General features: G+C 62.9%; 23 protein-coding genes and 1 tRNA gene. 14 read left to right on the forward strand and 10 right to left on the reverse strand.

Going from position 1 to position 23,662, the window contains the following annotated elements:
* Positions 1-3: 3 nt before the first annotated feature.
* On the reverse strand, positions 4-402 hold the full coding sequence (gene rnpA, locus ACVWY3_RS32720) for a ribonuclease P protein component (RefSeq protein ID WP_456842141.1): 399 nt from the start codon (positions 400-402) through the stop codon (positions 4-6).
* A gap of 27 nt (positions 403-429) precedes the next feature.
* Complete coding sequence (rpmH, locus tag ACVWY3_RS32725) at positions 430-564, reverse strand: 50S ribosomal protein L34 (RefSeq protein ID WP_008542748.1); 135 nt, start codon at positions 562-564, stop codon at positions 430-432.
* 380 nt (positions 565-944) lie between these two features.
* Here rpmH and ACVWY3_RS32730 point away from each other — a divergent pair, with 380 nt between their 5' ends.
* Positions 945-2,444: an ATP-binding protein gene (locus ACVWY3_RS32730; RefSeq protein ID WP_456842142.1), complete on the forward strand. Its 1,500-nt coding sequence runs from the start codon at positions 945-947 to the stop codon at positions 2,442-2,444.
* Positions 2,445-2,708: 264 nt separating this feature from the next.
* Positions 2,709-2,785, forward strand: a tRNA-Arg gene (locus ACVWY3_RS32735).
* A 61-nt stretch (positions 2,786-2,846) separates the two neighbouring features.
* Here the strand turns inward: ACVWY3_RS32735 and ACVWY3_RS32740 are convergent.
* Positions 2,847-3,167 carry a hypothetical protein gene (locus ACVWY3_RS32740; RefSeq protein WP_456842143.1) on the reverse strand — a complete coding sequence of 107 codons (321 nt, stop codon included), beginning with the start codon at positions 3,165-3,167 and terminating at the stop codon, positions 2,847-2,849.
* Between the two features lie 157 nt (positions 3,168-3,324).
* Positions 3,325-8,148 carry an NAD-glutamate dehydrogenase gene (locus ACVWY3_RS32745; RefSeq protein ID WP_456842144.1) on the reverse strand — a complete coding sequence of 1,608 codons (4,824 nt, stop codon included), beginning with the start codon at positions 8,146-8,148 and terminating at the stop codon, positions 3,325-3,327.
* A gap of 497 nt (positions 8,149-8,645) precedes the next feature.
* Between ACVWY3_RS32745 and ACVWY3_RS32750 the strand changes: the two genes are divergently transcribed.
* Positions 8,646-9,203 (forward strand): alpha/beta fold hydrolase, encoded by a 558-nt coding sequence (locus ACVWY3_RS32750; protein ID WP_456842145.1) that lies wholly within the window; start codon positions 8,646-8,648, stop codon positions 9,201-9,203.
* Positions 9,204-9,246: 43 nt separating this feature from the next.
* Positions 9,247-9,426 carry a hypothetical protein gene (locus ACVWY3_RS32755; RefSeq protein WP_456842146.1) on the forward strand — a complete coding sequence of 60 codons (180 nt, stop codon included), beginning with the start codon at positions 9,247-9,249 and terminating at the stop codon, positions 9,424-9,426.
* Here the strand turns inward: ACVWY3_RS32755 and ACVWY3_RS32760 are convergent.
* On the reverse strand, positions 9,423-9,863 hold the full coding sequence (locus ACVWY3_RS32760; protein WP_456842147.1) for a hypothetical protein: 441 nt from the start codon (positions 9,861-9,863) through the stop codon (positions 9,423-9,425). The two genes, ACVWY3_RS32755 and ACVWY3_RS32760, sit on opposite strands and share 4 nt — an antisense overlap.
* A gap of 14 nt (positions 9,864-9,877) precedes the next feature.
* Here ACVWY3_RS32760 and ACVWY3_RS32765 point away from each other — a divergent pair, with 14 nt between their 5' ends.
* The gene (locus ACVWY3_RS32765; RefSeq protein ID WP_456842148.1) at positions 9,878-11,017 is read left to right on the forward strand and encodes an acetate--CoA ligase family protein; all 1,140 of its coding nucleotides are present in this window, start codon (positions 9,878-9,880) and stop codon (positions 11,015-11,017) included.
* A gap of 27 nt (positions 11,018-11,044) precedes the next feature.
* Positions 11,045-11,404 (forward strand): hypothetical protein, encoded by a 360-nt coding sequence (locus ACVWY3_RS32770; protein WP_456842149.1) that lies wholly within the window; start codon positions 11,045-11,047, stop codon positions 11,402-11,404.
* 65 nt (positions 11,405-11,469) lie between these two features.
* Here ACVWY3_RS32770 and ACVWY3_RS32775 read toward each other — a convergent pair whose 3' ends face one another.
* The gene (locus ACVWY3_RS32775) at positions 11,470-11,796 is read right to left on the reverse strand and encodes a hypothetical protein (RefSeq protein ID WP_456842150.1); all 327 of its coding nucleotides are present in this window, start codon (positions 11,794-11,796) and stop codon (positions 11,470-11,472) included.
* Positions 11,797-11,994: 198 nt separating this feature from the next.
* On the opposite strand from ACVWY3_RS32775, the gene ACVWY3_RS32780 reads away from it, so the two are divergent.
* On the forward strand, positions 11,995-12,213 hold the full coding sequence (locus ACVWY3_RS32780) for a hypothetical protein (RefSeq protein WP_235547971.1): 219 nt from the start codon (positions 11,995-11,997) through the stop codon (positions 12,211-12,213).
* A gap of 45 nt (positions 12,214-12,258) precedes the next feature.
* Here ACVWY3_RS32780 and ACVWY3_RS32785 read toward each other — a convergent pair whose 3' ends face one another.
* The gene (locus ACVWY3_RS32785; RefSeq protein WP_456842151.1) at positions 12,259-14,064 is read right to left on the reverse strand and encodes a tetratricopeptide repeat protein; all 1,806 of its coding nucleotides are present in this window, start codon (positions 14,062-14,064) and stop codon (positions 12,259-12,261) included.
* 313 nt (positions 14,065-14,377) lie between these two features.
* On the reverse strand, positions 14,378-15,400 hold the full coding sequence (locus ACVWY3_RS32790; protein ID WP_456842152.1) for an LLM class flavin-dependent oxidoreductase: 1,023 nt from the start codon (positions 15,398-15,400) through the stop codon (positions 14,378-14,380).
* Positions 15,401-15,710: 310 nt separating this feature from the next.
* On the opposite strand from ACVWY3_RS32790, the gene clcA reads away from it, so the two are divergent.
* From clcA to ACVWY3_RS32820, 6 genes are all read left to right on the forward strand, one after another.
* A complete protein-coding gene (gene clcA / locus ACVWY3_RS32795) occupies positions 15,711-17,039 on the forward strand; it encodes a H(+)/Cl(-) exchange transporter ClcA (protein ID WP_456843518.1) in 1,329 nt (442 codons plus the stop codon).
* 314 nt (positions 17,040-17,353) lie between these two features.
* The gene (locus ACVWY3_RS32800) at positions 17,354-18,382 is read left to right on the forward strand and encodes a transglycosylase (RefSeq protein ID WP_456842153.1); all 1,029 of its coding nucleotides are present in this window, start codon (positions 17,354-17,356) and stop codon (positions 18,380-18,382) included.
* A gap of 437 nt (positions 18,383-18,819) precedes the next feature.
* The gene (locus ACVWY3_RS32805; protein WP_456842154.1) at positions 18,820-19,824 is read left to right on the forward strand and encodes a c-type cytochrome; all 1,005 of its coding nucleotides are present in this window, start codon (positions 18,820-18,822) and stop codon (positions 19,822-19,824) included.
* A 423-nt stretch (positions 19,825-20,247) separates the two neighbouring features.
* On the forward strand, positions 20,248-20,442 hold the full coding sequence (locus ACVWY3_RS32810; protein WP_456842155.1) for a hypothetical protein: 195 nt from the start codon (positions 20,248-20,250) through the stop codon (positions 20,440-20,442).
* Between the two features lie 288 nt (positions 20,443-20,730).
* On the forward strand, positions 20,731-20,946 hold the full coding sequence (locus tag ACVWY3_RS32815) for a hypothetical protein (RefSeq protein ID WP_456842156.1): 216 nt from the start codon (positions 20,731-20,733) through the stop codon (positions 20,944-20,946).
* Positions 20,947-21,279: 333 nt separating this feature from the next.
* The gene (locus ACVWY3_RS32820) at positions 21,280-21,468 is read left to right on the forward strand and encodes a hypothetical protein (protein WP_456842157.1); all 189 of its coding nucleotides are present in this window, start codon (positions 21,280-21,282) and stop codon (positions 21,466-21,468) included.
* A gap of 431 nt (positions 21,469-21,899) precedes the next feature.
* Here ACVWY3_RS32820 and ACVWY3_RS32825 read toward each other — a convergent pair whose 3' ends face one another.
* Positions 21,900-22,022, reverse strand: a complete 123-nt coding sequence (locus ACVWY3_RS32825) for a hypothetical protein (RefSeq protein ID WP_456842158.1) — start codon at positions 22,020-22,022, stop codon at positions 21,900-21,902.
* Positions 22,023-22,259: 237 nt separating this feature from the next.
* On the opposite strand from ACVWY3_RS32825, the gene ACVWY3_RS32830 reads away from it, so the two are divergent.
* On the forward strand, positions 22,260-22,442 hold the full coding sequence (locus ACVWY3_RS32830; protein WP_456842159.1) for a hypothetical protein: 183 nt from the start codon (positions 22,260-22,262) through the stop codon (positions 22,440-22,442).
* A gap of 156 nt (positions 22,443-22,598) precedes the next feature.
* Here ACVWY3_RS32830 and ACVWY3_RS32835 read toward each other — a convergent pair whose 3' ends face one another.
* On the reverse strand, positions 22,599-23,315 hold the full coding sequence (locus ACVWY3_RS32835) for a DsrE family protein (RefSeq protein WP_456842160.1): 717 nt from the start codon (positions 23,313-23,315) through the stop codon (positions 22,599-22,601).
* Positions 23,316-23,662: the final 347 nt, after the last annotated feature.

Raw genomic sequence — 23,662 nt, forward strand, 5'->3', positions numbered from 1 at the left:
TCATCAATCCGGTTTGCGGCTGGCTGGCGCGCTGGCGCCTGGCCTCGGGCCGCGTCCCTTCGAGGGGCCTTTGGCCGTATGCCGCGCGGGCTTCGAGAAGGCTATGCGCAGATCGTCGAGCATGGTGGCGAAGTCGCGCGAGAGCGCGTCCCTTCGGCCGACCAGTACATAATCATGATGGGGCTGCATCGACACCGGATCGAGCCGCTTCACCAATTCGCGAAGCCGGCGCCGGATGCGATTGCGCTCGGGGGCGTTGCCGTTCTTTTTGCTGACGGTGAAGCCGATCCTGACAGGGCCAAGGTCGTCGCGGCGGCGGCTTTGCAGGACGAACGCGGGACTATTCACCCGCGCGCCATTGGCAACGGCGAGGAAATCCGCCCGCTGCCTCAGCCGATCCATGATGAAATCCCAAAATGGGGGTCCGGCTCAGGCGCTCAGACGCTTGCGGCCGCGGGCGCGGCGGGCGGCGAGGACCTTGCGGCCGCCGGCAGTGGCGAGACGGGCACGGAAACCGTGACGGCGCTTGCGCACCAGTTTGCTGGGTTGATAAGTCCGCTTCACGGGTTTTTCTCCGCTGACCGGGCAATTTGCCTGTAGAATTGATGGTAAAGTCCGGAAGATGCGGCCCAAAACGGGCCCTTTTCGGCCCCAAGAGAGCCGCTCCCGGCGTCACACCGGGTCATCGCGGACAATTCGCGCGGCTTATAAGGGAGCGTCTTGTTTTCGTCAACGCCGCAAGAGCGCGCTGTTCCAGTGAATATCGCTGTTTGTGCGGGGTTTTTAACCCTTGAGGTAGCGACTCGCCACGTCCGTGATTAGATCCCACATCGGCAGATTAGCGATCTGTAATTTGACCGGGCCGGGGGCGGACCGCATCCTTCCTCAGCCAGATCGTTCACCAAGCAAGTCGTTCACCGGGCAAGGCAGCGAGGACGAATTTCGTGGCAGCGACAGACCTCCAGCCGATCCAGGATGCGGATCAGCGGGACCCGGCGGCGGCGCGGCCGCGGGGACCCGACGGGCTTGGGCTGTCGGGCAAGCTGCTGCTGCTCACCGTGCCCCTGGTGATGATCGCGGCCATCCTGCTCTACGTGCCCGCCATCGCCAACTTCTGGGTCAACCGCCTCAACGATCGCGTCGCCGCGGCGAATACGGCGGCGCTGGTGCTGGATGCGGCCCCGCTCGGCATGGTCCCCGATTCGCTCTCGCGCGAGATCCTCAAGAGCATCAATGCCCGCGCCGTCGCCATCAAAATGGGCCAGCAGCGCCGCCTGCTCGCCAGCGACAATCTTCCTGCCACGATCGAGCATGACGTTGACCTGCGCGACATGAGCGTGTGGGAGGCGATCACCGGCTCGTTCCAGATGATGCTGGAGACCGGCAACCAGCCGATCCGCATCGTCGGGCCCGGCGTCGGCAATGCCCAGTTCGTCGAGATCGTGACCGACGAATTGCCGCTGCGGCAGTCGATGTACCGCTTCTCCCGCAACGTCGTGGTGGTGGCGCTTATCATCGGCGTGCTCACCGCGGGCCTCGTCTATCTGGCGCTGCATTATCTGTTCGTACGGCCGATGCGGCGGCTGACCGCGAGCCTGGTCGGCTTCCACGAGAATCCGGAAAGCTCGGCCCGCATCATCGTGCCGAGCCAGCGCAGTGACGAGATCGGCGTCGCCGAGCGCGAATTGTCCGACATGCAGCGCGATCTGATGTCGATGCTGAATCAGAAGAGCCGGCTCGCCGCGCTCGGCCTCGCCGTCTCCAAGATCAACCACGATCTGCGCAATCTGCTTGCCTCCGCGCAGCTGCTCTCCGACCAGCTCGCCAGCGTGCCCGATCCCCGGGTGCAGCGCTTTGCGCCCAAACTGGTGCGCTCGCTCGAGCGCGCTATCGCGTTCTGCCAGTCTACGCTTTCTTATGGCCGCGCCCAGGAGGCCGCGCCCGACCGCCGCATGATCCTGATCGAGCCGGTGGTGCTCGAGGTGCGCGAGACGGCGGGGCTCGCCAACGACGCCTCGATCGCCTGGGTCGCCGCGATCGAGCGCGGGCTCGCCGTCGATGCCGATCCCGATCAACTGTTCCGCGTTCTGCTCAACCTCGTCCGCAACGCCGCCCAGGCGCTGGAGAGCCATTCCTCGGGCGATGGCGGCGTGCAACAGATCCGGATCACGGGAAAGCGCGAAGGCGCCGTCGCAATCCTGGAGGTCTCCGATACCGGTCCAGGCGTGCCGCAGAAGACGAAGGAGCACCTGTTCGAGGCGTTCCAGACCTCCGGCCGCCCTGGCGGCAGCGGCCTTGGTTTGGCAATCGCCGCCGAGCTGGTCCGCGCCCATGGCGGCGACATTCACCTGGTGGAAGGCACGATCGGCGCCACCTTCCGCATCGTCATCCCCGACCGTCCCGTGGAACTCCTCTCCATTCGCAACGAGCGGCAGCGGGCGTAACTCGGCCAGAGGCCGAGCTGGATGTCATTCCGGGGCGGCGCAAAGCGCCGAACCCGGAATCCCGAGGTTTCAGGCTCGAGATTCCGGGTTCTCGTTGCGCGAGCCCCGGAACGACCAGGTGGAGATCGTCATCTCCCTGCAAAATCTCCCCATCCCGGACCTTGCCAATCGGGACAAGAGCGGCTAGTCAGAGCGCTCTTTCGCACCCCTCCGGCGCTGTCCGGAGGCTGCCTGCGGGTCCTGCCCGCACCGTTCGCGAAAAACGCGCCCGTAGCTCAGCTGGATAGAGCATCAGACTACGAATCTGAGGGTCGGACGTTCGAATCGTTCCGGGCGCGCCATTTTCCGCTTTCGCTTGCTACACCGCCAATCAATGGTGGCCTTTGCTGCGCTTTCCGTGGCTTACGGGATTCTTGCCGCGACGTTGGGCCGGTTCTGCTTGAGCCAGGCGACGGCCTCAGGTCCATCGACGACGCACGCGAAGGTTTCCCAGGTCGGGTCCTCCAGGGACTCCGATTGCAGTCGCTTCGCCGCGTACTCGACGAGATCGTGCAAGCCTTCGTATCCTCGTCGGTGCTCGAGGGACTCTGCAATCGCCGTGCTGGTCCATCCTCGCTGGGCCAAATCGATAATGCTCGGATCATCCGCCTCGCTGAACCACGGCGTGGCATCGAACTCGATGCAGCGGACATTGTCGGCGGTGTGGCAAGTGGCGTGGATCATTGGTTCCCCCGTCCTGCGCTAAAGCGCGATGGGATCAGGAGGAATCGTCATCGCGCTTCAGGTTGTTGTTTGAGCATGATCTTTTCGGAAAAGCGCGGCGCACTTTTCCGGATCGCGCTTTAGCATTGCACGTCTTGCATCGCCGTCTCGCACGCCCTCAGGCTTTGACCAGATCCCCCAGCAGGTTCGCCGCCACCACCAGCTTGGCGAGCGTCAGGCCGCCGGCGGCAATCTCCTCGACCGCACGGCGGATGCGTGTCGCCTCGGGATGAGCAGCAAGCCATGTCTCCGCAGCCTGCTGACCGGATTGGCCGATCGTCAGCATGTCTGCGGCCAGGCGTCTTTCGGCAGCGGCGATCAGGTCGATGGCGCGGTCGATGGCGAGACGCTCGAAATGATCGCCGGCCGGCACTTTGCGCGCGGCCGCGGTGATGCGGTCGAGACGAAAATTGGCCTCGGCGGCATAGAACGTCGCGGCGGCATCACCGATGCTGCGGCTGGTGCGCTCGGCGACCGTCACGATGTCAGGCGCCGGGACCAGAGCATCGAGATCGGCCAGGTCGCCGGCAAGGTCGGACGGGACGCCGGCATCGATCAGGTCCTGGCGGCGCTTGCTGCGTGCGGCCTGCAAGTCCGCTGGCAGGGCATTGTCGAGCGAGGCTGCGATCTCGCGGACGGCAGGGCCAAACCGGGCAATGACGGCGCTCAAGCCATCCCTGAAATCGACATTGCGCACATACCAGACCATGCGGGAGAGCAGGAGGTCCTGGACCGCCGCGTAGAGGCTGAGCTGCAACTGCCCGTCGATTCGGTTGTCGAGCGCGTCGATCGCGTCATTGAGTCGCCTGAGCTCGTAGATCGCGTCCACCGCCACCTGGGCCATGACGATGGTCGAGATATCGGCGTCGGTCTCGTCGGTCAGGCGCACGATACATGCCGGGCCCCCGCGGTTGATCACGGCATTGACGAGACTGGTCGCGATGATCTCGCGTCGGAGTCGATGGTGCTGGACCGCGGCCGGGAATTTGTCGAGAACCTCGCGCGGAAAATACTGGGACAGCCTGCGGGCGAGATAAGGATCGTCAGGCACGCCGGTTTCGAGCAGGTCACTGTAGAGCGTCAGCTTGGCGTAGGCGAGCAGCACGGCGAGCTCGGGCCGTGTCAGGGACTGCCCGCGCCTCGTCCGTTCGGCGATCGCGGCGTCGTCAGGCAGGAATTCGACGGCGCGGCTGAGCAGGCTGCGCTGCTCGAGCGACTGCATCAGGCGCGTGAGGAAGCCCGTCTCGGCCATGCCCTTGCGTTCGGCGAGCGAGAGCGCCAGCGTCTGCAGATAGTTGTTGCGCAGGACCAGCGCCCCGACTTCGTCGGTCATCGCGGCAAGCAGGGTGTTGCGGTCAGCCGGGCTGAGGCGTCCCTCGCGCTCAGGGCGCGCCAATGCGATCTTGATGTTGACCTCGACGTCGGATGTGTTCACGCCGGCCGAATTGTCGATCGCGTCGGTGTTGAGCTTGACGCCCTTCTGCGCCGCTTCGATGCGGCCGCGCTGAGTGACGCCGAGATTGGCGCCTTCGCCGATCACCCTGGCGCGAACCTCGGTCCCGGTGATGCGGATCGGATCGTTGGCGCGGTCGCCGGCCTGATCATCGCTCTCCGTCGACGCCCGGATGTAAGTGCCGATGCCGCCGAACCACAAGAGGTCGGCGCGCGCCTTCAGGATCGCCGTCATCACCTCGAAGGGCGTTGCCTGCTCCTTGTCGAGATCGAGCAGGCTGCGTACTTCCGGCGCGAGCGGGATCGCCTTGAGCGCGCGCGAGAACACGCCGCCGCCCTGCGAGATCAGCGATTTGTCGTAATCCTGCCAGCTCGATCGCGGCAGGTCGAACAGGCGCTTGCGTTCGCTGAAGCTGATCGCCGGATCGGGCGAGGGATCGATGAAGATGTCGCGGTGATCGAACGCCGCAACGAGCTTCGTCGCCGGCGAGAGCAGCATGCCGTTGCCGAAGACGTCGCCGGACATGTCGCCGACGCCGACCACGGTGAAAGGCATGGTCTGAATGTCGGTGCCGAGCTCGCGGAAGTGGCGCTTGACCGCCTCCCAGGCGCCGCGCGCCGTGATCCCCATCTTCTTGTGGTCGTAGCCCTGGCTGCCGCCGGAGGCGAAGGCATCGCCGAGCCAATGGTTCTTCTCGGCCGAGATCGCGTTGGCGATGTCGGAGAAGGTGGCGGTGCCCTTGTCGGCGGCGACGACCAGATAGGGATCGTCGCCGTCATTCCGCACGGTCAAGTCGGGTGGCACCACGATGTCGCCGTCGAGATTGTCGGTGAGTTCGAGCAGCGAACGCACGAAGATGCGATAGGCTTCCGTGCCCTCCGCGAGCCACGCCTCGCGATCGGAGGGCGGCGGCAGGCGCTTGGGCACGAAGCCGCCCTTGGCGCCGACCGGCACGATCACGGCGTTCTTGACTTGCTGCGCTTTCACGAGGCCGAGGATCTCGGTGCGGAAATCCTGCGGCCGGTCGGACCAGCGCAAGCCGCCGCGCGCAACCTTGCCGAAGCGCAGGTGAATGCCTTCGACACGCGGTGAATAGACGAAAATCTCGTAGAGCGGTCGGGGAGGGGGCAGATCCTCGATCTTGCGCGCGTCGAACTTGAAGGAGATCACCGGGCGCGGATGTCCGTCCGGGCCGACCTGCCACAAATTGGTGCGGATGGTCGACTGCACCAGATTGGTGAAACGGCGCAGGATGCGGTCTTCATCGAGCGAGGCGACGGATTTGAGCTGTTCCTCGATCTCGGCAAGGAGAGTGATCTCGCGCGCCGAACGCTCGCGATCGGTCAGGACGAGGCGTGGATCGCGGCGGGCCTGGAACAGCGCGACGAGGTTGGCCGTGATCGCGGCGTTCTTGCGCAAGGTCTCCCACATATAGTCCTGGGTGAACGGTGCGCGGATCTGGTGCAAATAGCGCGACAGCGCCCGGATGGTCGAGACTTCCCGCCAGCCCAGGGCCGTGCGCAGGATCAAGGCATTGTACCCGTCGGACTCGGCGCGATCCGTGACCACAGCCATGATCGAGGCCTCCAGGCGATGGCTGAAGTCCGGATTGATCTCGATCGGCAGGCCATCGCTGGTCTCGATCGTCATGTCGTGCAGCCAGACCGGCTCGGGTCTGTTGCCGGGCACGATCTGATAGGTGCGTTCGTTGACCACGCGCAGGCCGTGATTTTCGATCACCGGCACGCGGTAGGACAGCGACAGCGGGGCGGCATCCGAAAACACCTTGAGCCCGAAGCGCCTGGGATCGTCCTCCTCGAAGCGATGAACCGAGATCGTCACCGGGCGGGCCGGCGTGAGCTTCTCGACGGTGGCGATATCGGCGATTGCCTGTTCTGCCGTGGCAACCTCGGTATAGCCGCCGCTGAAGGCTTGAGCGTAGCGATTTGCGAGCATGCGCGCCCGCATGCCGTCGGTAGACGCAGCCAGCGCCGCCTTCAGCTTGTCGGCCCAGGTCGCGGCAATGGCGCTGATCCCGGCTTCCAGCGTAGCGCGCTCGACGGCGGGAGTCTTACCTTCATAGCGTCCGATGATGTAGTGGACGCGCGCCAATGCTCCTTCGGGGAAGGACACGTAGGAGGCCGACAGTGTCCCCTTGTAGCGCTGCGACAGGAAGGTGCCGACGCGCATGCGCACGTTGGTGTCGTATTTGTCGCGCGGAATGAACACGAGGATCGAAACGAAGCGGTCGAACTTGTCGACCCGCGCCAGCGCCCGGACGCGGGGACGCTCATAGAGGATCAGGATCTCCATAACGAAGTCGAAGAGGGTATCGACGTCGATCTGGAATAGCTCGTCGCGCGGATATTCTTCGAGAATATGCTGGAGAGCCTTGCCGGAATGGCTGTTCGGGTCGAAGCCGGCGCGCTGGAGCACCCGCGATACCTTGTGGCGAACATAGGGGATCTGTCGTGCCGAGCGCGTATAGGCACCCGAGGTGAACAGGCCGACGACTCGCAATTCACCCTCGAGCCGGCCGTCGGGCGTATAGAGCTTGATGCCGACATAATCCATCCGGATGCGGCGATGAACGCGGCTGCTCACATTGGCCTTGATGACGATGAGCAGGGTCGGCTCGCGCATGAACTCGCGAATCTCCGACGTCATCACCACCATTTCGCTGCCGCGGCGCAGGACCTTCACGTCGGGATCGCGGAGGATGCCGAGGCCCTCGCCGGTCGCGACGTCGTCCGACGCATCGCGGCCGGGCAAGAAGCGATATTCGCGCACGCCGAGAAAGGTGAAATTGTCCGCGCACAGCCATTGCAGGAACTGGTTGGCCTCGGCGACCTCGTCGATCGGCAGCGGCGGCGGATTGGACGAGAACGTCTTGACCGCGTCCTCGACGCGGTCGCGCATGGCGCGCCAGTCCGCGACGCAGGCGCGCACGTCGCTCAACGTCCTGGTGAGGCCGTCAATCAGCCTCTCGCGGTCCGCGTCGGCGTCCAGGCGGGTGATGTGGAGGTGTATCAGGCTCTCTCGCGCGCCCTTTGCCCCTTCCGGGAGTGCCTCGCCGTAGAAGCGCAGGAGCCTGCCCTGGTCATCGCGCTCAACCGCGATGATGGGGTGAGCGACGAGGGTGACTTCGATACCCTGCTCGGTGAGCTCCGCCATGGTGGAATCGAACAGGAAGGGCATGTTGTCGTTGAGGATTTCGAGCACGGAGATCTCGCGCCCGTCCGGCATCAGCGGATTGACGACGCGGATATCGGCACGCCCTGCCGTGCGCCGCTGCACATGCTCCCAGGCTTGCTCGGCCAGGAAGGCAAGTGAGGAGGCATCGTGACTGGCGAGATCCTCGACATTGGTGAAGGCGAACAGAAGCTCGGCAAAGCTTGCGGGGGCCTTGCCCGGCTGCACGCTTCCGGCTGCCTCGCGGATCAGAGTTGCCCGGGCCTTGTCGTCACGCCATGCCATAGCGTCCTCCATGTCCCAGCCGACGAACCGCAACTACGGTCGGGCGTTGTTCTTGAGTGCGCCTCTTCGAGCGCATCTTCTCGACCGCATTTCAATCGCCTCGGCGAAATCGTCGGTCTTGCGGCTTCGACGATATTAGCATTCCGCAGCCGTCATGGCGCGCGGAGTTGCGGGGCGCGCTTTGGGGCGGAAAGCCGGTGCCGACGACCATCGCGCCGTTGGGTGCCTTGCAAAATGACGAGGAATTTCAATTGTGTATGAGTTCGTGGTTGTATTCTCAGGGGCGCGCCATTTCAGTCCAAAACTGGGCACCCCAGAATTTCTGCGCCGGACGATATCGTCGCACGGCTGCTCACTATTCGTAACCGCGACCGGAACGCTTGGTCGGCCACAGCATCATGGCACAGCGGCGAACCCGTGGTGCCGTCTTTATCGGCCGGGGTCCGTCACTTAGACTAGGTATTCGCCAGAGAGACGTCTGGGCATATCGGTGAATACGGAGATGACCCATGAAAGTCGTGCATGACGGCATCCGGTTGTCCTTCGACATCGCCGGGGCGGGACCGCTTGAATTCCTGTTCGTCCATGGCCTGGGCGGGGATCGCACGCATTTTGCGCCGCAGATGGAATATTTCGCCCGTCAAGGTCGGGCGTTGAACGCCGAGCTGCGGGGACATGGCGAGAGCGACAAGCCGCAACAGGCGTATTCAATCGAAGGCTTCGCCGATGATCTCGTCTTTCTGTGCAACCGACAGCAGATCACAAGGCCGGTCATCGTGGGTCAAAGCATGGGTGGCAACATGGCGCTCGAAATCGCCGCCCGCTATCCGGACTTTCCTGCGGGCCTGGTGCTGCTCGATTCAGGGGTGCTCTTCCCGGCCTCGGCAGGAGCGGTCTTTACAGGGTATCTGGAGGGCTTGAAGGGTGCGGATTTTGCGGACGAGGTCCGGAAAATCGTGGAGGACTCCTGTCTGCCGACCGACAGATGCCGCGCCCATGTCGAACAGACCTTTCTGGCGACGCCGCAGCACGTGCTGGTATCCACGTTTACAAGTCTGTTCCCTTGATGTGCATCGCGCGCGTGAGTGCGCGCAGGCGTGCCGGGTCCCGGTGCTCTACATCGAAGCGGCCCATCGGCTCGCGGATCTGGATCGTTTTGCGGCGCTGTGCCCGCAACTGGTCACGGCCAAAGCCGTCGGCTCCGGGCATTTCCTGTCGCTGGAAGTGCCGGAGCAGATCAACCCGATGATCGACCGGTTTATCTCGCTCTACGTGCGAAGACCCGGCTAAGCTTCGTCGCGGCAGCCGTTCGACAGACTACGAAATCGTCCGTTCGCAGTCCCCTCGAGATTAAGCACTATCACCGGATCAACGTTGTCGATCATCGACTTGGTATGGCGACAGACGATCGGCGAAACGGTCGCCATAGCTACGGACATTCCGGGTAACGCGCGCAGGTTCATGTCGACCTGGAGCGTCCTCTCGGGCAGAGGTTCGATGTCCAGCTTCAGAATTTCGCGGCCATAGACCTCGTGAAAGGCGTCGGTCCTGTCTCGTTCGGCGACGCCGAGCTGGAAAGCTCCAACGCAATCAATTCGTCGCCAATAACCAACGATCGCTCCATTGAGAGTGAGATATCCCGGCGCCCACTTGCCGCAGGAAATTGCGCGGCATTCAAGGGCCTTTGATAGTGACTTCCAATCGGAAGCGGCTGGCGTTTCAAACACGGCCAGATGCGACCATGCTGCCGGACCAACGCGCCTGCTCATGTGGCAAGGCGACCACAGGCCTCGGCGTCGCAGGCTTCGCAACGCCCGCCCCCGATGTGGAAACGGCCGCGCAATTGCGCGCATTGCAGTCAGGATCGCATGCCGCGCTCGATCGCAACCCGATCGACGTGACCCTGGCCGGCCTGCAGCCGGACCTGCTGCGCGCCGCGATCAAGATCCTGCTCGCAAGTCCCTCCTACGACGCGCTGGCGGTCATTGCCGGGTCGTCGGCGGTGGGATCGCCGGCTCTGATGGCTGATGCTATCCACGATTGCCTGCCGCTCAGCGACAAGCCCGTCATTGCCTATGTGAGCCCCTACGCGCCCGACGTGGTCTCCGTCCTCACCCGGCGCGGTGTCCCGGCCTACACCTCCGCCGAGAGCTGCGCCGCTGCACTCGACGGGCTTTTGCAGGCTGGAATGCCGAACGAGATCCAGACATCCGGCTCGATCGCGGCGACGTCCGATATCAGCGACTTTCCGGCGGGATCGCTGGATGAGGCGCAGGCGAAAGCACTCTTCGCCCGCTTCGGTATTCCGGTCGTTGCAGAGAAGGTGATAGCAACACCAGGCGAAGCCGAACAGGCGGCGCGCGACCTCAGTGGCCGGGTCGTGCTCAAGATTCTCTCGCGCGAGATCGCGCACAAGAGCGACGTCGGCGGCGTCGCGGTCAATGTGACCGTCGAGACGATTGGCGCCCGCCTGCTGGCGATGGCTGACGAGGTCGAGGCAAGAGCCGGCAAGCGGCCTGAACGCTTCCTGGTTCAGGAGATGGTGTCGAGCGGCGTCGAGATCATTCTCGGCATGCATCGCGATCCCCTGGGCACCGCGATCCTGCTCGGAACGGGCGGCGTCACCGCCGAACTGTTCAAGGACACGACGATGCGTCTGCTTCCGCCGGAAGGCGGTCTCAGCCTCGCCGAGGCGCGAGCGATGGCGCGCGATCTCGTCACATGGCCGCTGCTGGACGGTTTTCGGGGCCGCCCGAAATGCGATGTCGAAGCGCTCGCCGCAACGATCGTCGCTTCTCGCGCATGGTTGCGCAGCTCGGCGAGCGCCTCGCGGAAGCCGAGATCAATCCGGTCTTCGTGCTGCCGGCGGGCCAGGGCGTGAAGGCAGCCGATGGATTGGTTGTTCTCAATGTCTGAACAAGATCGGATGGAGCTCCAGATGGCCTTTGGCGAACTCACCAATCACGACGGCGCTCGCGGGAAGGGTTTCGCCGTGCGGCGCTGGCTGAACCTCGCCATCCTCGCCTGTGCCGTCCTGCCGGTCGCGGCGGGGCTTGGTGCGGCGCCGGCGCGGGCCGAATTTCCCGAGAAGATCATCAAGATCGTGGTGCCCTTCTCGGCCGGCGGCGGCACCGACATCATCGCGCGAACGACGGCGCAGGAGCTGATCATGATCGGAAGCGCTCCGCAAGAGCTCGATCGCTACGTCGCGCAGGAGGAGGAGCGCTGGCGCAAGCTGGTCAAGGACGCGAACATCGAGGTGCAATAGGTTCGGCACTCCGGGCCGGAGACTCGCTGCGGCGGCGCGGGTCAGCTCCACGCCGTCGCTGGCGTTCAGCGCAGACCCTGTTGGTCGATGAGAATGCGATGGATCTCGATGCGCGCCGGCAGCTCGATCAGGAATTCCGGATCGCGCGCGAGATGATGCACCTTGTTCGGCTCGCCTTTGGTGAAGGCGGCCATGGCCGCGACGTCGGCCCAGTAGGAGATCGTCGTGAACCACGTCTCCTCATCGCGGTCCTCGCGCAATTGCTGCACGCCCAGGGCCGTCTTCATCAGCGGGGGAATGCCCTCGGCTTGCAGATAGGCCTGGTAGGCGTCAGCGACGTCGCGGCAGGTCCGGCCGCGCCAGATGCGCGCGATGGTCGGCTTGGTTGGCATATGAACTCCCTTCGCTGCAAGGAACCCGAGCGCCCAGCAACGTAACGGACGCCAAATGCGCTAGCCCCGGCATCAGTTCACATCGTCAGGTGCAGTGTTTCGTCGCAGTGGCGAAGTGAGGACGGCCTGGCGTGGGGATTTCCGGCGCCACGCGGGGAACTTCCACTTTTTCCCGACGTTGATCATGCGGCCGATGCGATGAAAAACTTTTCCAACGCTGCATTTTCCCCCGAGGTGATCGAGCTTATGACCGCCGCCCTGGAAGCTGCGGTTGCGACGCTGCCGGAGCCCGTGCATTCCTCGCATGTCAACGCGCTCGCCGAATCCATCCTCCGCACCGCCGGTGCGGGCGAACGTAACGTCGCTGACCTCCAGCGGATCGCCTTGATGGAGCTGCAGCTGGCGCCGCGCAAGTAAATCACAGCCGGCTCAATCGCCGGTGAGGCTCCTAAAACACCACGTTTAGTGCGCGCAGGATCCAAATGAGGCGGCCCGTGCGCGCAGTTCGTCCCTGACACGATCGAGCACACTCTCATATTCCCGGGTCTCGGTCTGCCGGAACAGCCGCATGCTGGGATACCAGGGGCTGTCTGTTCGCTCGAGCAGCCAGCGATAGTCGGGCGTCCATGGCAGCAGGAGCCAGGTCGGACGGCCAAGGGCGCCGGCCAGATGAGCGATGCTGGTATCGACGGTGATCACGAGATCAAGACAGCTCATCAACGCGGCGGTCTCGCTGAAATCGGTGAGGTCGGCGGTCAGGTCGACGATGTCGCTTCTCTCCCGCAGCACCGCGGTGTCGCCGGGGCGCGGCGCCTTCTGGAGGCTGACAAAAGTGGCATCGATGTCGAGGATACGGGACAGCGTCCGCAGCGATATCGAGCGCGCGTGATCGTTGACATGGCCCGGATCGCCGGACCAGGCGAGGCCGACGCGGAGCCTGGTTCGAGGACCAAGACGATTGCCCCAGGCCTGAATACGGTCCTCCCGAGGCGAGGGCAGATACGGTGTGTCCGCCGGAATCGTATCGAGCCGGGTGCCGAAGGCGAGCGGAAGGCTGGATATCGGGCAGTGCAAATCGAAGGCCGGCAGCGTCCCTGCCGCCGACATCGGGACGCACAGGGATACGCCGCTTAGAGGCGACATCAGGCGATGCAGCGGGTCCTGGATGGCAAGAACGACGCGCGCCCCGCGCGCCGCCAGCATGGGCACGTAGCGTACGAAGTGAATGGTGTCTCCCAGCCCCTCGTCCGCAGCGACCAGGATCGTCTTTCCTGCGATGTCTTCGCCACCGAGCCACATCGGTTGCGGAAACCTGGCGTATTTCGCCGAAGGCAGTTTCAACCGGGTCTGGTGCCCGCGCCAGCCGGCTTCGAAATCGCCGGTCAGGAGATGAGCCAGGGCCACGTTCCAGTCCGTTACCGTATCATTCAGCCCGAGCGCCTTCATGTGATCGGACAGCGCGAAGACCTCGTTAAAGCGATGCAGGTGGAAGAGCGTGGTCAGCTTGTTGTTGAAGGCCGCCACCAGGCGCGGCTCTATCGCGATGGCTTTTTCGAACCAAGCCAACGCCTCATCATCCCTGCCGAGCCGCCGCAGCGAAAGACCGAGATTGTTGCAGGTGTCGGCCTGGTCGGGAGCGAGCTGGTGCGCGCGCTCGCCCTCGATCGCGGACTCCTCGAACCGCTTCAGCGTGTAGAGAACCCATGCACGCGCGTGCAGCGTCGGGGCATGGTTCGGGAACAGCCTGTCGCTGAGGTCCAGATGGGCGATAGCCTCCTCGTTCCGCCCGAGCTTGTGGAGGAGAGTCCCGCTCTTGCGCAAAGTGTCGTGATGCTCCGGATCGAGCTTGAGCGCGTGCTGGAAGCTCGGCAGGGCCTGCTCGAGGCGCGACAGTTGAGTGAGGATGTCGCCGCGCTGCCGCCACAAATCGGCGTCGCCAGGCCGAAGCTGGATCGCCTTGTCGACGACGTTGAGCGCCTCCTCGAAGCGCCCATGCAGCTGCAATGCCGTTCCGAAGCTTGCAAGATATTCGGGCTTGGGTGCTCGCCGGATCGCGCGGACGATCCACTCCAGGGCGTCATTGTAGTGCTTCTCATGGAGAGACAGCAGCCCCATGAGATGCTGGGCGTCGGTGTGCTCAGCATCGATCGTCAGGGTCTGCTCGCAGCAAGCACGCGCGTCGAGATGCCGTCCGGCCCGGAGATGCTGAAGGCCCGCCTCGAAGCAGGCGGCCGGTGTCTCCATCGCTGGCACGTTGCGGGCGGTCATTGCGCTCTTGCTGACGGCGCGGCGCTAGCGGTGTCCGGCCAATTCACGATCGACATTCGACGTTGAGCCGACGAAAATGCATGATTCTCGCGACGGTCGAAAGCTGGACAGCCGACGGTTACGATCGTCGTCGCAAGCCTCGCACAAGCAGACGGACGCGCCTGCTCGACCACGTTCTCAGATTCATGACGCTGGAGACGCGCTTAGGATCCGTTCACCTCTCCCGTAGCGAGAGGTCGGAGCGCATCGAAGATGCGATCCGGGTGAGGGGATTAGGTCTCACTGAACGCCGCGGCCCCTTACCCGGATTGTCTCACCGCCACCCAAGCGCGGGCGCGACATGGGTCAAGATCGCCTCGATCGCATGCGCGCAATAGGCGACACCGAGCTGGTTGGGAATCGTCAGCAGCAGCGTGTCGGCCTCGGCGATCGCCTCGTCCTGCCGCAGTTGCTCGATCAGCACGTCCGGCTCGGCGGCATAGGAGCGGCCGAAGATCGCGCGGGTGCGCGGATCGATGAAGCCGATCTGGTCCTCGCCGCCGCGCTCGCCGCCGAAATAGGCGCGGTCGCGATCGTCCATCAGCGCGAAGATGCTGCGGCTGACGGAGACGCGCGGCTCGCGGCTGTGGCCGGCTTCCTTCCATGCGGCGCGATAGGCTCGAATCTGCGCAGCCTGCTGCACGTGAAAGGCTTCGCCGGTCTCGTCGTTCTTCAACGTCGAGCTCTGCAAATTCATGCCGAGCTTGGCCGCCCACACCGCGGTCGCATTCGAGCCGGCGCCCCACCAGATGCGTTCGCGCAGCCCTTGCGAATGCGGCTCGATGCGCAAGAGGCCCGGCGGATTGGGGAACATCGGCTGCGGATTGGGCTCGGCAAAACCTTCGCCGCGCAGGAGATCAAGGAACACTTCAGCGTGGCGGCGGCCCATGTCGGCATCGCTCTTGCCCTCGGCAGGCCGGTAGCCGAAATAGCGCCAGCCGTCGATCACCTGCTCGGGCGAGCCGCGGCTGATGCCGAGCTGAAGCCGTCCGCCGGCGATGAGATCAGCGGAGCTGGCGTCCTCCACCATGTAGAGCGGGTTCTCATAGCGCATGTCGATCACGGCCGTGCCGATCTCGATCTTGCTCGTCTTGGCGCCGACGGCCGCAAGCAGCGGAAAGGGCGAGGCCAGCTGGCGCGCAAAGTGATGCACGCGGAAATAAGCGCCGTCCGCCCCTAACTGTTCGGCCGCAACCGCAAGGTCGATGGATTGCAGCAGCGTGTCGCTGGCAGAGCGGGTCTGCGACTGCGGCGAGGGCATCCAGTGTCCGAAGGAGAGGAATCCGATTTTTTTCATGAGGCCAAGGTAAGCATGATCGCGGGAGTTTGCGATATGTCGGCTGGAGGAAAGTTGGGCGGCGTGCGAGGCATATACACTTTTCAATTGTGCCATTTCCGACGTGCTGAATGGCGATGATGGCCGACAAGGTAAAAACCGACCGAGCGAAGTAAGGTCGATCCGAAGCCACCTTGACCTGGGGTGAGGTCCTCGCGTGTCGGTCGGAGAGGCAAGTTCTTCGGTCAGGTCAGAACTATTTTTCGGGACATTCGCCGGTGATTTCGGCAAAGATTGTCGCTTGCGAAGGCCTCGGGATCATCGACCGGCTGTGGACCATAACCCTGACCACGAGCGGCAAGTCGCAGACGAACGTCGCAGCCTGTTGGGGCTCGCGGCGATGGCTCTCATCGTCGGAGCGGCGACTGGATGTGTCGGGGCGATCTTCCGGCTTTTACTTCTCCGTGCGGATGGTCTGCGCGATGCGATGATCGCCTGGGCCCATGGCCACGCAATCTGGGGGTTCTTCACCGTCGTCGGCGCGTGCGCCGTCGCAACCCTGGTTGCCGCGTGGATGGTGCGGCAATTCTCGCCACACGCTTCGGGCAGCGGCATTCCGCATGTCGAAGCAGTCCTGCGTGAGGAGATCCCACCGGCGCCGTTTGGTCTGGTGCCGGTGAAGTTCTTCGGCGGAATACTGGCGATCGGCTCCGGACTGGCGCTGGGCCGTGAGGGGCCGACCGTCCAGATGGGCGCCGGTATCGCGGTTTTCGCGGCGCGCGTCGGCCGGCTCTGTTGGGCGGATGCCCGGGTGCTGCTGGCGGCCGGCGCTGGCGCCGGCCTTGCAACGGCCTTCAATGCGCCGATTGCCGGGCTCGTGTTTGTGCTGGAGGAGCTGGTGCAGAGGTTCGAGCACCGTGTTGCCGTCGCTGCCCTTGCCGCTCTCGCAACGGCGATACCGGTCGCAAGACTGCTGCTCGGTGACGCACCCGACTTCCAGGTCGCGCCGCTGAGCTATCCCAGGTTTGAATCCGCGCCGCTGTTCCTGGCCCTGGGCGGCATCGCGGGTCTGCTGGCGGTCGCATACAATCGCACCCTGCTCGCGACCATCGCGGTTCGTGACCGATTTGGACGGCTGCCGATCGAGCTCCGCGCCGGATTGATCGGCGCAAGCGTCGGCGCATTGGCCTGGTTCTCGCCCGACCTGATCGGTGGCGGAGATCAGATCACGCAGCGCGCGTTGATCGGCTATGAGAATGCGGGGATCCTTGGGTTCGCGTTCCTGATCCGATTCGCGCTCGGCGCTCTCTCATACGCGGCCGGCACGCCCGGCGGGTTGTTCGCACCCTTGCTCGTGCTGGGAGCCCAGTCCGGGCTGCTGTTCGGACAGGCTTGCCGCGTTGCATTCCCGGCGCTCTCGATCCAGCCGGAAGCATTTGCATTGGTGGGCATGGCCGCTCTCTTCACCGGCGTCGTGCGCGCGCCGGTGACGGGCATCGTCCTCGTCGCCGAAATGACGGGCAACGTGACGATGCTGCTGCCGATGCTGGGCGCCTGCTTCATGGCGATGCTGCTGCCCATGCTGCTGGGCAATGCACCGATCTACGAGTCCCTTCGTGAGCATACGCTGCGCCTGGAGCGGCAGATCAGACAGAGATGAGATCGGAAATTCCTGAGCCGCGTTTCGCGTGCGCATCGCGACAAATTCCGCCTGAGGCCTCGATGCCGGCCGTGAGGGGTAAACCCGACGCCAATTTGACCGCAGCGAACGGACGAGATTGACCTATAGCCGACCCCACGAGCGTCTCCCGCCAGGGACCACCTGTGACGCAAAGGACACATCGACTTGCGAGGCAGAAAGCCTGGTCCCGTTCACCACATTTAAACCGCAAGATTCTAGGAAGAGTGCTCATCCACAGGCCGCAGGAACATGCGAACAGCCTTTGTACAGAAGCCATCCGTGGACTTCGGGCGATGAAGGTTTGGCAGACCAGCTGCATCGTGGCTGTTGTCGCATCCGTGGGACTTTGTCTGGCCGCCGGTAGCAGACCGGCCGCCACAGTATCGGATGTCATGCCGGAAGCGGCAGCGAACATAGCGGCTCCTGCGAACACGGTGACGCCTGCCTTGTACGCAGAGGCATCCGCCAGACTTGCGGCAGCGCTTCGGGCAGAAAGAGCAGAGCTTGGCGCGCTGACGTCGGCAGGTTCCGGGCCGTTGAGGGCCGATGCCGAGATCGTCGATGAACCCGTCGCGCCAAAATTGGCGTCGTTGGGACAGGATGTGGTCCAACCGTTGCCGCCAGAACGCGATGCGTCCAACGATGCTCCGAAAGCGGCGTCGACGCGGGATTTCCGTTATCTGGTCTACTACGTCTGGTCCGAACTGCCGCCCGCCGAGAAACCGGCGGAGATCGTCTTGCGTGCGTTCAAGGACATTCCGGTCGGAACGCCGGCCGAAGAGATCAAGCGCGCTTCCGACGCGTTTGGTCTTGATTTCAATTTCATGATGGCGGTTGCCAAGATCGAATCCGGTTTCAACCCCAATCAACGCACCGGGTCGTATATCGGCCTGTTTCAGCTGAGCCAATATGAGTTCGGAAAGTTCGGCTTCGGGCAGATTCGCAGTCCGCGGGACAACGCCGTTGCGGCCGCCTACAAAATCATTACCGAAGGCGTCCAGTTCGAGTGGATCACGCACCGGACGCCGGACATGAGCGATCTTTACCTGATCCATCAGCAGGGCTGGGAAGGTGCCGCTGAGCACATCAGCCGTCCCGCTCGCACCGCCTGGAAATCAATGTGCGCCACCAGCGAAGGCAAGGAGAAGGGTGAGCGGTGGTGCAAACGCGCGATTTGGGGCAATGCACTTCCGGCCTTCAAGCGCACCTGGAAATCGGTGGACAACGTAACGTCAGAGGCGTTCGTCGGCATGTGGCGCGGCCGGGTTGCCGAATTCTACACGAAATATGTGGCGACTGCCGCTGCGGCGGCAAGCCAATAATTCCGTTGTCGGCGCGGCCCCACCACGCTTGCATTGCCTTTAGCCGCCGTGGCGAAACAGATCCAGCTGGGTAGACCAAGTCGGCTCAAGGCCCATGGCTAACGCTAGCTCATAGCGTCGCGAAGTCGGCTTGCTGATGGTGACCCGAACAGGGCGATGCAAGTGGCTAAGGCCGATTTTGTCCCGAACGCGACATCGGGCTCTTCCACCAACCTGCTGATGCGAATAAGCTATACGCCTGACCGCGGGATCGGCAATGACGCGGCGCGGGTTGATCACGTTGGCTGCAGCGGCTGCGACCACTTGGCGGCCGCAAATGGCTTCGCCTAGCCAAGAACGGCACTTCCAATTTGTACTGGTGGACGGTCGAGAAAAGATGAAGACCTCTGCTTTTTAGCTTTCCCTATTCACGTAGGTCTTTTTTGCAGGAGGTAAATTTGAAACCAGCAAAGAAGAATTTGCTTTATGCGCTGATCCTGTTGCCAATGGCGATGTACGCAAGCAGAGATGGGTTTACACAAAGTGTTGCTCCATCTGCTGGCTCTGCTCCTGGTGAGGTTCCTGCCTGGGCCTTTTTGTGGGATCCGAATGTCAAAGTGCCGCCACCGGACGACCGGCCTAACACTCTCCCCGGCAGTAGCGCCGCATTCAGCTGGAGACAGGCCCGTGACCTTTTTGTGGCGCCCGATTGGCATCCCGACGCCCATCCTCTGATGCCGGATGTCGTCGCGTACGGACGCAAGCCAAACGTTCGCGCTTGCGGATCATGTCATCGTGTCGAGGGGACCGGTGGTCCGGAGAATGCAAGCCTCGCCGGCCTACCAGTCGAGTATTTTATCCAACAGATCGCCGCCTTTAAGAGCGGGGCCAGAAAAATGTCCGGCCCTCAGAGGCCTTCTACGCAACTGATGCTGGCGTCAGTCAAGGACCTGACTGACGACGAACTTCGCGCCGCAGCGGATTACTTCGCCTCGCTTAAGCCCAAGCGGGTTATCAAAGTCGTGGAGAGCGAGACGATCCCGAAAACGGGGCCGTCGCGCTTATTTTACGTGAAGAGCTTAGATGGAGGCACCGAGGCGCTCGGCCAGCGCATCGTCGAGATGCCGGACGATGTAGACCAGTTTGAACTTCGCGACTCACGAGCTACGTTCACGGCCTATGTGCCGGTTGGAAGCGTGACAAAAGGAGAGGCACTGGCGCGGACTGGTGGCTCGGGGACCACCATAGCCTGCAGCCTTTGTCACGGGCCGAAATTGAAGGGCCTCAACCCCGCTCCACCAATCGCAGGGCGCTCGCCAACCTACATCGTGCGCCAACTCTACGAGTTTCAGCAAGGTGGCCGGGCAGGCGGCGCAAGTGCTCTCATGAAAGAGACTGTCGAGAAGCTCTCTCAGGACGATATGATCGCCCTTGCAGCTTACGTCGGCTCGCTTGATCCCTAGAGGAACATAGAAGCTCGGTTGCTCGCGCCGTTCTCGGCAGCTTAGCTCTGGAGCATGGATCTGTTCTGGCCCACGTCCGCTTCTGGCCCCGCTGCTGACCCTCGCATGAGCGAGTAGGTTAGACCGGAAATAGCCCTAAGCGGGGACGAAGTCGCAGATTCACCCCGAGCCGACATCGGGCGTCCCCCGCGGGAAGGGATGATCAGGACGAACGCTCGCCTTGCAAGCGCGGGAACCAAATGGGCGGGGCTAAGTTGATCGTCCCGGTTCATGCCTCGATAACGTGATGCCGACACGGGCCTCAGCTTGGTTCCAGCCGCGGAGCTGAGGCCTTTTTGTCGCCTGTGTACATTTTTGTACAAAGCACCGGAACGCAGTCCGGATTCTGACTCATCCCACGGGACTTCAACGGGATAAAAAGACGTGCCGCGTTACACCTCCTTCGCCCGAGAGGCGGCAGCAACGCTGCTGCGAATGGCCAAAACAACAAAGGACCCGCAGGTTGCGTCGGGATTGATCCAGCGAGCGGCCGACCTGAAGGACCGCACGGGCGAGTTGCCCGCGGTTGATATCGAGATGGCCGCCCAAGAGCCAAAAAAGCCGCTAACGAAGAACTAAGGTCGACTTACGCGGCCGCCGCTTTCATTTCGGAACTCATGTCAAGAAATGGCCCCAGCTCCGGGCAGGGGATGAAGCTGGGGCCGATTGGGGTCACCCTCTTGGGGAAGGGCATCGGGAAAACTCGGAAATCCGCAAAGCGTTCCCTGTCTTCCGTGTTTTCCGCCGCATTCTGCCATTGCTCGGGGCTGAAGCTCCAAATTGGATTTGTAAGTGACCTGAAATGCTTGCTAGCATTCCGCTTGGCGAGCCTCCCTGAAATGAGGGTGGCTAACGGGGCTAGAAGCTATGCCGATCAATCGGCTTTTGGGAAATGCCAGCTCGGCAGACGCTGAACGACTCCGTCAGGCGTTCGCTGCTGCGCTGAAATCACTACATTTGGTCGATCGCAACGATCCGGTCTGCGAGATCGTGGCGCGGAAGGTAATCGAGATCGACGCCGCGGGCACTCATGACCCGGACGAGATCGCGAAGACGGCCGCGAGAGAACTCGGCCCCACTTGAGGCCGTCCCGAAAGGCGGCCTCATCGTCCCTTCAGAAAGATACCGGTCGCTAGTCGCGACGGTGATGGTGTTCGTGGTGCGCGTGCCGGATGCCTCCACGCCCGGAGTGCGGAATTGCGTTGACGGGGGGCTGGCAGGCGCTGACCACGGCAACAAGTCTGACGCACCTTGCGAGGCACGTCTCCTAGGGAATGCTGCTCCTGCGCCAGCTCGGCTTCGATCTAGAGCCTTCGTCCCCCTCTGACGGAACATCGGGATCCTTCGAAGCTGCGCGAAACATTCCCAACGCCTGTAACTTATGTGAATCGTGGGGCCAAATCGAAAGGTCGCGATATGGAACCGACCACCCGAATATCAGACCACATCGACCGTAAGACGGCGCGGTCGATCTGCGACGAGGTGGGTGACCGATTGCAACGGGACTTATCTCTCGAAGCTTCGCTGCCGCCCTATCTCGAACGTCTCGTCGATGAATTGCGCAAGCAGGAGCGTCATCAAATTGTGCGTCGGCACGCCTGCTGACCATTTGCTTCACGCGCGGCCACGGTGACGCCGGAAAGTTTGCGCGACTAGCCGCCGAACACAGCAGAGCGGCCGAACACGCTTCTGAATCGCATTCTCGCGACCGGCTTCAGATGCTGGCGGACGGTTATGGAGCGATCTCGAAAGGAGTAAGGCCGCCTCCGTTGGCGGGCCTCTTTCACTGCGAATGTCACCTGTTGGGCCCTTGGCTGACGAAGGCTCAGCCGATTGGAGATCTGCTGTTTGGCAGTAAGCGGAACGCGGGGCGGCACCTGCCCCGACCGCCGCTTTTGACCCAGGGCGGCATTCTGCTCCCGGCCGAGTCAGGATATACTACGGGCATCACCGGCTAAGGCTAGGCCAGGCGTCGGTGGCTGAGAGACCGATTGTGCTCCCGCCTGACAGGGAGCGGTCCCATGCCCCACCGCCGTTTATTTGCTGATCGCGCCATGCACCTTCGCCACCTGGAGCAGGCGGAGCGCCACGTTGCCCAAGGTGAGCGACGGATCGCCGAGCAAGAGGATCTCATTGATGAGCTTGCGCGTCGCGGCCATGACTTAACGGTGGCTAGAAGCCTGCTTCACAGTTTTTGCACGAGCCAAGACCTCTTCATCCAGCACCGAGACCAAATCCTAGAAGCGCTGGAACCGTAAGCCCCAGACCAAGCCGATCCTTTTTGGAGGTCCGCAGTCGGGCCGCGGCTGACCCTAGCTTGCAGCGCTGCAGCAGATGGAACGCTTGGAGTGAACGTCCATTAATGAACATAAATGCACCAGTTGGGAGCTTGCATCATGGGTATCGAGCGCTGGCACCCGCCCAAATATTGGCAGATGCGCGCGGAAGAGTTTCGTGCAAAGGCGGACAATGCCGAGCATAGCCAGACGAGGGAAACGCTGCGCAAGGTTGCCAAGAACTATGACGATCTGGCGCAGCGTGCCGAACGCATCCGCACCGTCCAAGATCTAGCAGAGTAAGTCCGCTTCGGCATGGGATGTCGCAAGTGGCGCTTAGGAAACGGCTTGCAGCGATCTAAAAAACGGCGCCATTTGCAAAGTAAGGTGCGGCCGTTTCGATCTGCTGAAGCGGACTGAATTTTCTCACCGCGGCCAGGGCGAACTAGAGATGTCCGCTCACGGCTTTACGTAGGTCCAGCCCGTCTCCTGCAGTTCCATCACGCGCACCACGCCTGACTTTACCACCTGCGCCTGAGAAACAATCGGTATGTCCTTGTGCTCGGCTTCGTGCATCTTTTGTTGGGTGTTACCGCAAGCCTTGAATGATATCTCCGGCATGCTCAGCGCCATTTGCTCAATGCGAGCTTTCACCGGCGACGTGTCATCGCGAAGCATATGCAGTCCGGGCCCGAACGTGATCACCTCGATTTTCACTTTCTCCCCGAGCTCCCCATAATGTTGCGTAACGTTCGTGGCGTTGTTCAACGCGAGATTCATCGCGGCAGGGTCATTCGTGTTGACCTGGAGGATCAAACGGTGCGTTTTGGAAGCGGGTTCGTCCCGGGCCATCGCCTCGAGCGCGGATCGCTTCCGCGGCTGTTTGGCAGCGAACCGTTTCGTCGTTTTTTTCACTAGCGATCGCCCCTGCGGGGCTCGATTGGTCTGGGTCATTTCGGAGATTGGAACTGAGGGCGTTGTCAGCGCCGGGTATGGGGCCGGCGTCATTGTTGTCGGCTCGGAATATTGCGCTGACGGTCTCCAGTATGAGCCGGCGCTCGTCGTTTTCGGCACCCAGTACCGCCCGCCTTGCTCTGCCGCAGCCATCGGCGCGGCAAGCAGGACCGCGAAGGCTCCCATAATTGCGGCTTTCGCAATGTGATGCGAGATGCTCATCGTATGTCTCCCTCGTAGACTTGCTGAGATAGTCAAATAGACAAGCGTTTCGCGCGGCATGTCGCCCGGCATTGCGCGACATCGCGGTCATCCAATCGAAAGTATGTGAGCGGTGTGAGCACCGAAGCCGACGCCCGGCTTCGTATCGCAGACACGCCTACCGCGCTCTGCGCCTCGTTGATGAGGTCGCTAGTCGCATGAATATCGCTGCGGCCTTCGATTGTCGGTTTGGCGTCGCCGTAAGTGCAATTGGTTGAGAGCCCGCGTCTAAATTCGCTCGACTTTCTTTCGTGATGGAGAGCTTGCGGACGAAGGCTTTGCTCTCGTTCCACCGATCAGTGACTTCC

This window comes from Bradyrhizobium sp. USDA 4486 (assembly GCF_054057995.1).

Coding starts and splice junctions, on each gene's coding strand:
- ACVWY3_RS32820 (WP_456842157.1), top strand. CDS start 21,280: ATGGAACCGACCACCCGAATATCAGACCACATCGACCGTAAGACGGCG.
- ACVWY3_RS32770 (WP_456842149.1), top strand. CDS start 11,045: ATGTCTGAACAAGATCGGATGGAGCTCCAGATGGCCTTTGGCGAACTC.
- ACVWY3_RS32780 (WP_235547971.1), top strand. CDS start 11,995: ATGAAAAACTTTTCCAACGCTGCATTTTCCCCCGAGGTGATCGAGCTT.
- ACVWY3_RS32750 (WP_456842145.1), top strand. CDS start 8,646: ATGAAAGTCGTGCATGACGGCATCCGGTTGTCCTTCGACATCGCCGGG.
- ACVWY3_RS32815 (WP_456842156.1), top strand. CDS start 20,731: ATGCCGATCAATCGGCTTTTGGGAAATGCCAGCTCGGCAGACGCTGAA.
- ACVWY3_RS32835 (WP_456842160.1), bottom strand. CDS start 23,315: ATGAGCATCTCGCATCACATTGCGAAAGCCGCAATTATGGGAGCCTTC.
- ACVWY3_RS32740 (WP_456842143.1), bottom strand. CDS start 3,167: ATGATCCACGCCACTTGCCACACCGCCGACAATGTCCGCTGCATCGAG.
- ACVWY3_RS32765 (WP_456842148.1), top strand. CDS start 9,878: ATGCTGCCGGACCAACGCGCCTGCTCATGTGGCAAGGCGACCACAGGC.
- ACVWY3_RS32790 (WP_456842152.1), bottom strand. CDS start 15,400: ATGAAAAAAATCGGATTCCTCTCCTTCGGACACTGGATGCCCTCGCCG.
- ACVWY3_RS32825 (WP_456842158.1), bottom strand. CDS start 22,022: ATGGCCGCGACGCGCAAGCTCATCAATGAGATCCTCTTGCTCGGCGAT.
- ACVWY3_RS32785 (WP_456842151.1), bottom strand. CDS start 14,064: ATGACCGCCCGCAACGTGCCAGCGATGGAGACACCGGCCGCCTGCTTC.
- ACVWY3_RS32800 (WP_456842153.1), top strand. CDS start 17,354: ATGAAGGTTTGGCAGACCAGCTGCATCGTGGCTGTTGTCGCATCCGTG.
- rnpA (WP_456842141.1), bottom strand. CDS start 402: ATGGATCGGCTGAGGCAGCGGGCGGATTTCCTCGCCGTTGCCAATGGC.
- ACVWY3_RS32830 (WP_456842159.1), top strand. CDS start 22,260: ATGGGTATCGAGCGCTGGCACCCGCCCAAATATTGGCAGATGCGCGCG.
- ACVWY3_RS32745 (WP_456842144.1), bottom strand. CDS start 8,148: ATGGAGGACGCTATGGCATGGCGTGACGACAAGGCCCGGGCAACTCTG.
- ACVWY3_RS32775 (WP_456842150.1), bottom strand. CDS start 11,796: ATGCCAACCAAGCCGACCATCGCGCGCATCTGGCGCGGCCGGACCTGC.